The sequence below is a fragment of the Bifidobacterium sp. B4111 genome (assembly GCF_026537235.1).
GTDB lineage: Bacteria > Actinomycetota > Actinomycetes > Actinomycetales > Bifidobacteriaceae > Bombiscardovia.
Genome location: NZ_JAFNMO010000003.1, coordinates 202,852 through 211,324 on the forward strand (window position 1 = coordinate 202,852; position 8,473 = coordinate 211,324).

Annotated in this window: 14 protein-coding genes and 1 tRNA gene; 10 read left to right on the top strand and 5 right to left on the bottom strand. The window is 57.6% G+C overall.

Annotation, left to right across the window (positions count from 1 at the left end):
- Positions 1–3 precede the first annotated feature (3 nt).
- Positions 4–969 (top strand): tetratricopeptide repeat protein, encoded by a 966-nt coding sequence (locus J3T93_RS07060; protein ID WP_267399318.1) that lies wholly within the window; start codon positions 4–6, stop codon positions 967–969.
- Between the two features lie 11 nt (positions 970–980).
- Here the strand turns inward: J3T93_RS07060 and J3T93_RS07065 are convergent, their stop codons facing one another.
- Entirely contained in the window at positions 981–1,622 is a 642-nt protein-coding gene (locus J3T93_RS07065; RefSeq protein WP_024626865.1) for a hypothetical protein, read from the bottom strand.
- Positions 1,623–1,982: 360 nt separating this feature from the next.
- Here J3T93_RS07065 and J3T93_RS07070 point away from each other — a divergent pair.
- Positions 1,983–2,058, top strand: a tRNA-Arg gene (locus tag J3T93_RS07070).
- A 250-nt stretch (positions 2,059–2,308) separates the two neighbouring features.
- On the opposite strand, the gene J3T93_RS07075 is transcribed toward J3T93_RS07070, so the two are convergent.
- Positions 2,309–2,959, bottom strand: a complete 651-nt coding sequence (locus J3T93_RS07075) for a hypothetical protein (RefSeq protein WP_267431102.1) — start codon at positions 2,957–2,959, stop codon at positions 2,309–2,311.
- A gap of 389 nt (positions 2,960–3,348) precedes the next feature.
- Between J3T93_RS07075 and J3T93_RS07080 the strand changes: the two genes are divergently transcribed.
- A complete protein-coding gene (locus tag J3T93_RS07080; RefSeq protein WP_267431103.1) occupies positions 3,349–4,434 on the top strand; it encodes a PolC-type DNA polymerase III in 1,086 nt (361 codons plus the stop codon).
- On the opposite strand, the gene J3T93_RS07085 is transcribed toward J3T93_RS07080, so the two are convergent.
- Together J3T93_RS07085 and J3T93_RS07090 are read right to left on the bottom strand one after the other, a co-directional pair.
- Positions 4,410–4,862: an ImmA/IrrE family metallo-endopeptidase gene (locus J3T93_RS07085; RefSeq protein ID WP_267431118.1), complete on the bottom strand. Its 453-nt coding sequence runs from the start codon at positions 4,860–4,862 to the stop codon at positions 4,410–4,412. The two genes, J3T93_RS07080 and J3T93_RS07085, sit on opposite strands and share 25 nt — an antisense overlap.
- A complete protein-coding gene (locus tag J3T93_RS07090) occupies positions 4,852–5,265 on the bottom strand; it encodes a helix-turn-helix domain-containing protein (RefSeq protein WP_267431104.1) in 414 nt (137 codons plus the stop codon). The genes J3T93_RS07085 and J3T93_RS07090 overlap by 11 nt, the downstream gene beginning before the upstream one ends.
- A 94-nt stretch (positions 5,266–5,359) precedes the next feature.
- Here J3T93_RS07090 and J3T93_RS07095 point away from each other — a divergent pair, with 94 nt between their 5' ends.
- Positions 5,360–5,602 (top strand): helix-turn-helix domain-containing protein, encoded by a 243-nt coding sequence (locus J3T93_RS07095; RefSeq protein WP_267431105.1) that lies wholly within the window; start codon positions 5,360–5,362, stop codon positions 5,600–5,602.
- Positions 5,603–5,679: 77 nt separating this feature from the next.
- Here the strand turns inward: J3T93_RS07095 and J3T93_RS07100 are convergent, their stop codons facing one another.
- Complete coding sequence (locus J3T93_RS07100; RefSeq protein WP_267431106.1) at positions 5,680–6,252, bottom strand: hypothetical protein; 573 nt, start codon at positions 6,250–6,252, stop codon at positions 5,680–5,682.
- Between the two features lie 158 nt (positions 6,253–6,410).
- On the opposite strand from J3T93_RS07100, the gene J3T93_RS07105 reads away from it, so the two are divergent.
- The 6 genes from J3T93_RS07105 to J3T93_RS07125 form a co-directional block, all read left to right on the top strand.
- Entirely contained in the window at positions 6,411–6,656 is a 246-nt protein-coding gene (locus J3T93_RS07105) for a hypothetical protein (protein ID WP_267431107.1), read from the top strand.
- A gap of 151 nt (positions 6,657–6,807) precedes the next feature.
- Positions 6,808–7,029, top strand: a complete 222-nt coding sequence (locus tag J3T93_RS07110; protein WP_267431108.1) for a hypothetical protein — start codon at positions 6,808–6,810, stop codon at positions 7,027–7,029.
- Between the two features lie 81 nt (positions 7,030–7,110).
- Positions 7,111–7,335 carry a DivIVA domain-containing protein gene (locus J3T93_RS10050; protein ID WP_416378835.1) on the top strand — a complete coding sequence of 75 codons (225 nt, stop codon included), beginning with the start codon at positions 7,111–7,113 and terminating at the stop codon, positions 7,333–7,335.
- On the top strand, positions 7,332–7,925 hold the full coding sequence (locus J3T93_RS07115; protein ID WP_267431110.1) for a hypothetical protein: 594 nt from the start codon (positions 7,332–7,334) through the stop codon (positions 7,923–7,925). The genes J3T93_RS10050 and J3T93_RS07115 overlap by 4 nt, the downstream gene beginning before the upstream one ends.
- Positions 7,922–8,131 carry a hypothetical protein gene (locus J3T93_RS07120; RefSeq protein ID WP_267431111.1) on the top strand — a complete coding sequence of 70 codons (210 nt, stop codon included), beginning with the start codon at positions 7,922–7,924 and terminating at the stop codon, positions 8,129–8,131. The genes J3T93_RS07115 and J3T93_RS07120 overlap by 4 nt, the downstream gene beginning before the upstream one ends.
- A partial coding sequence (locus J3T93_RS07125) for a hypothetical protein (protein ID WP_267431112.1) occupies positions 8,131–8,473 on the top strand: 343 nt, incomplete at its 3' end. The genes J3T93_RS07120 and J3T93_RS07125, both read left to right, overlap by 1 nt.

The following is an 8,473-nucleotide window of genomic DNA, read 5'->3' on the forward strand; positions in this document are numbered from 1 at the left end:
GACATGGCGAACAAGAACGGGCAGGGGCAGCCGGGCGTCTCGCTGGCAGGAGCGGTCGACCTGGGCGCGCTCAAGCATCAGGTCGATGCTCAGCCAGGCCAGCAGGGAGGCGCACCCGCTGCCGGCGGCTACGTGATCGATACCACGGAGGCCAGCTTCCAGGCTATGGTCCAGACCTCAGCCACCTTCCCCATTTTGGTCCTGCTCTGGGTGCCCACCGACGACCGTCTCTTTCCCCTGGCCACCCGTTTGGCCCAGGCCGTCAATGCCCAGGGGGGGCGCATTCAGCTCTCCCGCATCGACATCGCCTCCAATCCGCAGATCGCCCAGACCTTCCAGGTGCAGGGCGCGCCGGCCCTCTTTGCCCTGCTGGCAGGCCGACCCATGCCAATCCTGCAGGGGCTGCCCACCGATGAAGAGATGAACCAGATCACCGATCAGCTCATCCCGCAGGTGGTTCAGATGGCGCAGAAGGCCGGCATCACTGGCAGTGCCCCCTACCAGGAGACCAACGACCAGGGCCAAGATGAGCAGGCCGGCCAGGCAGCGGCTGATGCCATCCCTCCTGCCCATCAAGAGGCTCACCGGCTGGCCCAGGAGGGCGACTATGCAGCTGCGGCCGAGGCTTATGGCAAGCTGGTCCAGGCCGACGCGACCGACGATCTGGCCAAGCGGGAACAGGCCAAGTGCCTGCTGATGGCTCGTTCAGCCACGGCCGATGTCCGCAAGGTCCGCCAGGCGGCTGCCGATGCCCCTGACGACCTGCAGGCCCAGTTGAATGTGGCCGATGTGGATATGATCGGCGGCCAGATTCAGGATGCCTTCGACCGTCTGCTGGACTTTCTGGCCGGGCACCGGGATCAGACCGATTCCATCCGCCGCCGTCTGCTGGAGTACTTCGTCATTCCTGAGCCGACCGATCCTCGGCTGGCCAAGGCCCGCCGCCGTCTTTCCACGCTGATGTACTGAACGCTCCTGGGTCAGGAATCTCGGTTCTGGTCGAAGTTGGTCAGGAAGCGTGGTCCGCTGGCTTTCAGCTCCCGGTCGAAGTTGGTCGCCCAGTCGCCGAAGGGATGGTCGGCCAGCCCATCGTTGGAGAATCTCGGGTCATCGGTGATCTCTGTGGCGCAAAAATCGGGAATGGTCAGGTCGGTCACTGGCCCGGTCCGCTCCACCTCGGCCACCACCAAGGGTGCGTTTCCGTCCCCAAAGACATCCAGATTCCACCAGTCCTCGTCCAGCCAGACTCCATACCGGTTCTTGACGATGGGAATACCACCTCGCAGGATCAGCTCCAGGGCGATGCCCGGGTCGATGGCCCTTTCGGCCTCGTAGCGTGTGCCGCCGACGGAAGGTCCCTTGGCGGTCATTGAGGCAGCCTCGAAGTGGTCGCCTTCCTCAAGCAGGGTGTGGAGGGCATCGGTTCGGGTCGTCATGGGAACCACCGGGTCCACCTGGCCTTGCAGGCGCACACGCAGGGCGAAGTTGTCCTCATGCACGTAGTAGCTCTGCACGATCAGGGTAGGTCGACTCTCCCCGAGCAGCTCCCGGGGAAGGTTTCGGCAGAAGAATCTGCGCTCGAACTCGAAATCGTCCTCGTTCTCGTCCTCATTCATGGCCATGCGTCCCATGGTACGGTAGGCCGGGTGCGGCTACCATTTGCCGTCCACAGCCCATTCGAGTTGTCCAGGTATGTGAAGGTCGCTTGTGATGGCCGGGTGAAGGAACTAGAGTGTGAATCATCCCGAGAGAAGATCATCCGGGAATGTTGGCGGCTTCGCGCCACCGCATGAGGATGCAATGGCGCAACCGGGGCGGTGACACGAAGCCATGCCATCACAATACCTACGAAACGCCTGAAATCTTGGGGCAACACGCCGGGAACAGCGTGAGCTGGACCGACACGTGAGGACGCGCATGGGTGCGAAAATGCGCAAAGTGTTCTAGTATGGTCTCTGTTGTCCACTGGAAGGTGGTCTCTCGGGTTCGTAGCTCAGCGGATAGAGCGTCTGTCTCCGGAACAGAAGGTCGAGGGTTCGAATCCCTTCGAGCCCACCAAGGCGAAACCCCTGCAATCGCAACGGTTGCGGGGGTTTTCTCATACTTCCTGAAACCACTCAAAACCCCTCCTGTGTACGGTATGTGTACGGTAAAATGCAATCCGGAGGCGTTCGAAGCCCGACAGGTGTGGCACCATTGCCTAATCGTTGCAATACCAACGCTAATCAAGGATTAGACCCCCGAAAACGCCCATTTCGGCGCACTCATGAAAAAGCCCCACCGAAGCGGGGCCTGGACTGGAAACCGATCAGTACACGTTGAAACCAACGACCTGCGGATTATCAGTAGTGCCGGTAACCGTGCACTCGTAGTTCTTGCCAGCTGCTGTGGCACCGTAAGCGTTCGTCACGTCGACGGTGGCTTTGTAGTACCAGGTGTTGTCATCCTTGGGGGTGAAATCCTGTATGACGCCACCAATGTCGTGAGTTTTGAACCCGTAGGGGTACTCATGCTTTCCACGCTGCTGGCAGGCCGTCAGAGCCGCCGTCGTGGACAGCTTCTTCTCCAGGAGGTGCTTCTGCTTGATCGCCGGGTCGATATCATGCCTGAGCGTAATGACGGGCTTCTTATCGTTGCTGACCGATATGACCGTCCACTTCTCTGCGTCGAACGGCTTCTTGCCGTCATCGGTCTGGATAGTGTAGTCGGCTTCGGTCCACTTATGATCGGACAGTGTGGTTAAAGCAGCGTCCCAGGTCTTCCCGGTGAGCTCCGACGTGTCGAACGCGGTCTTCGTGGGAGTCGGCGGGGATGCGACGGTTGTCTTCTGACTGTTTGGCGAGACAAGGCTGCTGATTCCCCCTATGGCAGCCAGAGCGACAAAAATGACGATCCAAAACCAGATGCGCTTATAAAAAGGCTGCCGACTTATCTTTACTGCATGCGATGTTCTGGGCATCTGCCGTACTCTCCCTCGTGCATGTCTTCAGTGACTGTACGCCAGCCTATCAGGAGGGCATGCCGACCTTAGAGGAGGCTGCATGAGTAGATAATGATGGCAGTGTTTCGGCCCCTTGTTGTAGTTTTGCGGTTATGGGTAAGAAGGGTGACGGTGACGTTTGGAAGATAGTGGTCGCTTTCATTCTTGTATGTTTGTTTGCTGCCTATCCGGTGGCGGGTGTCGTCTGCCTGGTGCTGATTCTGCTAGTCGCTTTCCTTGCTTCCAGGCCCGGTAGGGGCAGGCATGCGGGTCAAGCTGGTGGTCATGAGAGTGGAAAGCGTTATGAGGGTGGTCTTGATTCTGTCGTGTCTCCTGAATTCACTGGGAGGTATCTGGGTGATGATGGCTTGCCGGTTGATTATGTGGCTTTGGATACGGAGACGACGGGTCTGCATGCCGATAGGGACAGGATCATCGAGATAGGCGCTGTGAAGGTGCGCGGCCGGCAGGTGGTCGATCGTTTTTCCACGCTTGTCGATCCGGGTCGTGCCTTGGATGCGCGGATAGTCGAGCTCACCGGGATTACCGATTCGATGCTGAATGGGCAGCCTGGCATCGTTCGGGTGCTTCCAGCTTTCTGGTCGTGGGTCGGGGATGATCCGCTGGTGGGGCATAATCTGCGTTTCGACATGGGGTTCCTGGAGGCAGAGGGTGACCGAATAGGGGTGGAAGCCCCGGAGGGTGTCATCTGCATGGATACTCTGCAGATGAGTCGGGCCATGTTTCCCGAGGAGCGGCATCACCGGCTTGAGGATCTCATTCGCAGGTTCGGCATTGCGCAGTCCGAGGAGCATCGCGCCCTTTCGGATGCCGGACAGACGCAGCAGTGTTTCGAATGGATGCGCGACTATATGAGAAGACTCGGAGGAAGTTTCTCGACCATCGCATCAGGCGGTGGTGCCGCAGCCTCGTATGAAGTCGGATCGTCGCTTGGTGCGTCGGCGGCGGACCAGTCGAGGCATTTCGGCGGCCATGACCTGCACCGGCCGTGCAATAAGAGGCCTGAAGGGGATTGCATCGTCGAGAATGTTGATTCATGGCAGACGGTCGGAGTCGCTGGTGCGGGGAAACATCAGGATGTATTCATGCGTTTCCCCCGCAATGCCGAGGTCTGGGTGGCTTTGACCCACGGGATCATGCCCTCGGGCAAGCATGCGGGCGAGCCCATCATCGATGTCTGGCTGGATGGAGAATACGCCGGATATCTGACGGTGCTGCAGACCTCCCGTCACTGCAGGCAGCTGCCACCACAAGGAGGCGTCTCCTACGCGCACTTCGGCGCAACGGGAGGGAAAGGCAAACTGCAGTTACGCGTCTCATTCCCCTATGCGCACCCGGAAATCGACTATGAGCGATACGTGCAAACACTGGATGATGATGGCCGGGTGGGCACGAATGGTCCGGGTATTCAACCATCAAGCAAAGAGGATTGACGGGAACGTTGGACCAGAATGGTCCTGTAGTCCTGTATCACTTGGAGGGTGACGTCGAGTTCGCAGGCGATCTGGTAGGCGTTCCCTTCGTACATGGCTTCTGCGGTCTGGTATTCGAGAGGGTCGATCAGCTTCAGCGCGGTCTCCCTTCTGGTGCGGTGTTCGACGCGGGTGCCGTAGACGCCTCTTTTTGATGTGTCCTTGTGCGCCCAGTGGATGAGCTCGTGCAGAAGCGTGCACCGTTTCTGCGTGTAGGTCATGCTCCGGTCGATGAGGATCATGTTGGCATGCTGGTCGTAGCATCCTTCAATGTTCCCCGGCAGGTGCGCGCTGGCTATGGTCACGTCGAGGTTGTCGGCCTGCCTGCGCATCTGCCCGTACGTCGTCCTTGACTTGATCCCCTTCAGATAGTGCGGGTCAGCGTCCATCGCCACCTTCTTTCTCCTGCTCCTTGTAGGGGTCGGTGGATGCGACCAGGGTCTGGTCGCCGGCCTTGATCTTGTCCAGCACGTACTGGATCTTCTCATCCTCGGAAAGCTGCGACGGATCGACCTCAAGTGGCGGGTAGGGTCCAAGATCATCGGTCACGCGCTGCTCGGCTCTTTTGACGACCACTGTAAAGTCCATTCCGATGTAATCGCAGATTTTGTTTGCGACTGCGACGTCGATCGGGGGTTTGGCGTTCAGCCAGTTCGACATTGCCGATCTTGCGTGGCCTAGTGCGTCGGCTACCTTGCCTTGGCTGTATCCGTGTGAGGCGATGGCACCTTTTAACTCGGCACCGATGTATTTGCTGAAGAGCATTGCCCTGTCCTGGATGATATTGGTCATAGAAGTACTATACAACAGTTTTGAGGAATAGTGTTAGTCAAATCAAGCACAATTGAGTTTGACATGTTCATTATGAACCATTACTGTTAGTCATATGAGGTATAGCGATATCAATCAAAGGATTGCGAGCAAGGTCAATGCAGCAATCGAGGCGTCAGGGATCAAGAAAGTCGCCTTATCAGAAAAGACCGGGATGCCAAGCAGCACCCTCAATTCAAAACTCCGGGCTTATACGCCGTTCACAGTGGAAGAGGTTTTCCGTATCGCAGAAGTCATAAGTTGCGATCCGATTCTTCTTCTTACCGATAAGTCAGAGAATCAGCGGCTGGCGGCGTGAGATGGATTGGGTGAATCTACTCCAGGATGGGGCGATCGTCTGCCTGGCGATTACGGTCTTGTTGTTGTCATCCGCAGTTAAGCGTGATTGCGGAGTCCGCCATCAACGGGGATATTCTCGGTTATCGGGTGCTCCATCATGTCGAGAATGTCGCGCTTCGCCTCTGCCAGCATCACATTGTCATAGTGGACTTCGTCGGCAATCAGACGGCTGTGGGTCAGGTGCAGAAGTCGATGGGCTATTTTGTGACGGCGAGACTGGGGAAGTGTCCAGGATATCTGGAGGCAGTCGGGAAGTTTTAGGATTTCTCGACGATCGTAGATCACCAGAACGACGTGTTGGTTTGGATACACGTAGTATCCGTCGGGTAGCGAGGTGATCGCTATGCCGTTGGGATCCCTGAATTGGTCATGGCTTATCCAGACGTGTTCAAGTAATTGCTCGCTGTTGTTCCTGAATCTCAATTCAGCGTGGAGATTGTCGTTGGGAAGGAGCGATTCGACAACCCATTTGGCTTCTTTTCTGTCAGCCTCGGCTTGTTTGGTTCTTTTGGCTGATGACCGTGTGTACAGGGTTGAAAGAAGCGAGACAAAGAGGGCGAGCCAAGCAACGACTGTTCCCCATTCCAAGTGTGTTAGCCAATTGATCATGTCTGCATTTTCTCACATAAGAAGAATGCCGCAGGTACCAGCTGCGGCAGTGACAAAAGAAAGTAGGTAGATATCTGATGTCAGATTCAAATATACCATCCGCCCCTACGCGGCGGGGTGATCCTGAGACCTCGTTTGAGGCGGCGGAGAAGGTGGATGTGAACCGGATGCAGGAGGAGACGATCAGGGCTCTTGCCGGGTTGTCGTATCCCGTCGAGGAGTGGCGGCTTCAGGAGCTTGTCGAGAAACGGCTTGGCTGCCGTCTTGGTGACAGCACAATCCGCACGCGCCTGTCCGAGCTGGTGAAGAAGGGCCTGGTCGAGCTTGTGGACCGTGAGGGCCGCAGCCGGACCGGTCACAGGTGCTCTCGTTACCGTCTTGCTGAAGTGGGGGTGGCGGCGTGATCTGGTTCAGTGTTGATGAGATTTTCGGCGGTCACTGCCCGCGTGGTCTTCGCCTCGAGTTGGAGCCCGCCCATCGGATTGTTGATGGTAGGCGTGTGTGGGTCGGAGAGGACGTGGAGCCGATTCTCCTGAAGTGGATGGGGGTGGCGGCGTGAGCGGGCGTGTGGCTTCCGGCGCTCCGGTGATTTTCGAGCTGCTGAATGAGGAGCAGGCTCGCGCGCGTACGCCGTTCGGCAAAGAAAAGTTCAAGAAGTTATTCGGGGGCTTGTACCGGTATGACCCTGACGGCAATCCTGGCGGTTATCTTGCCACTGATCTGCAGGGTGAGGTCGAGGATTGGAAGATGCGGTCGAAATCGGAGCAGGCATCATGACGGCCGAGCAGTTGGCTGCGCTTGAGTTGGAGCGCCTTGATCCTGGGACTCGTGCTCGTCTGGGTCTTGGGGGTGGGTGTGATGCCCCTGTTGACTCCTGATGATATCCGGCGTGTGACTTTCGACTGTCGTCGTGGCTGGTCGAAGCGTGACAGGTATGACGCGGATGAGGTGGACGCCTATCTGGATGAGTGTGCGCTGACGATATCAGCGCTTGGGAAGCAGTGTGAGCGGCTTCGGGCGCAGGTGCCTTGGTCGCCGGCACGGATCGGTGAAAAACCAATCGTAGTGAAGGAAAACAAATGAGTGACAAGGAATGGTATACAAATCTGTCCCGTTATGAGCTGGAGGGCAAGCACGTGCATGTCTTGTTTTCAGACGGGACGATGGAAGGCAGTTTGAACCTTCTTGGGCAAATTGTGTATTGGAATTCGGACGTTGGCCTGAAACATGTCCAAATTCTTGACTGGAACAAAGACAGCACATGGACGCGAGCTGTCGGTGTGGAGTCGGTGTCCATGGTGTGGGATGAGCGCGACTGGCAGGAGCTCGGACCAGCTGAGTACAGAAAGGCCGACGCGATAGTGGTCAATGGCCGTCTTTTGCAGGTCACCCGTGTCATGCGCAATGCGTTCCTGGTGGGGGATCGTGACCCCGTCCCGGTTCCTTTCGTCTCGTGTGCTTTACGGCACAAGGCCAAGCTGCCGACCGAGCCGGGCATTTATCGGGGTGCTGATGGGACGCTGCTGATCCGGCTTAAATCACTGCTGGAAGCAGACATATGGATGTGCGTGTCAAAGGATTTTTTGGAGGACGGCGCTTACGTCGGTGACGAGGTGGCCAGAAAGTATCTGCCTTTGACTCCTGTGCATTTCGTGGACGGGAGGGCCGAGTGATGGCGTTGATTCCAAGCGAAGTGGGAGTCTATGAGGCTGCTGACGGCGATCTGCTGATCCGTTTTGAGACCGGCGAAGGCGAGTGGTTGCATGTCTGCGACCTTTTCATGACTGACTTCGGCCCGGTGAAGGGCTGCGAATTTATTGAGGCTGATTCGGTGGCGGAACGCATGCCGCTCAAGTGCATTTCAGGGAGGGCCGAGTGATGGCGAAGGATATTGCTGACATGCTTGCTGATGGTGAGCTGACCACGTTCGAGGCGGCTACGCAGCTTTCTTTGGCGCAGTCGATGCAGAAGCGTTTGAAGACGCAGATCGACGTGCTCAAGGAGTTTCTGACCGACCGGATGGATTCCAGGGAGCATCTGACGACCGACCTGGGGACAGTGACCGCGAAGCGGGGCAGCGAGCCACGCTGGCGGGTGAAGGATCCTGTGGCGTTCGCCCAGTGGCTCAAGGAGCATGGCGAGGAGGAGAGCGTCGAGCACGTGCCGTATCCGAAGGATTTCGCGACGAAGCCTGACGCGATAGAGCATCTGGTCGGACAGT

Bases quoted from the DNA above. Each gene is read 5' to 3' on its own strand.
- J3T93_RS07060 (WP_267399318.1), top strand. From the start codon at position 4: ATGGCGAACAAGAACGGGCAGGGGCAGCCGGGCGTCTCGCTGGCAGGA.
- J3T93_RS07065 (WP_024626865.1), bottom strand. From the start codon at position 1,622: ATGGCCATGAATGAGGACGAGAACGAGGACGATTTCGAGTTCGAGCGC.
- J3T93_RS07075 (WP_267431102.1), bottom strand. From the start codon at position 2,959: ATGCCCAGAACATCGCATGCAGTAAAGATAAGTCGGCAGCCTTTTTAT.
- J3T93_RS07085 (WP_267431118.1), bottom strand. From the start codon at position 4,862: ATGGACGCTGACCCGCACTATCTGAAGGGGATCAAGTCAAGGACGACG.
- J3T93_RS07090 (WP_267431104.1), bottom strand. From the start codon at position 5,265: ATGACCAATATCATCCAGGACAGGGCAATGCTCTTCAGCAAATACATC.
- J3T93_RS07095 (WP_267431105.1), top strand. From the start codon at position 5,360: ATGAGGTATAGCGATATCAATCAAAGGATTGCGAGCAAGGTCAATGCA.
- J3T93_RS07100 (WP_267431106.1), bottom strand. From the start codon at position 6,252: ATGATCAATTGGCTAACACACTTGGAATGGGGAACAGTCGTTGCTTGG.
- J3T93_RS10050 (WP_416378835.1), top strand. From the start codon at position 7,111: ATGCCCCTGTTGACTCCTGATGATATCCGGCGTGTGACTTTCGACTGT.
- J3T93_RS07115 (WP_267431110.1), top strand. From the start codon at position 7,332: ATGAGTGACAAGGAATGGTATACAAATCTGTCCCGTTATGAGCTGGAG.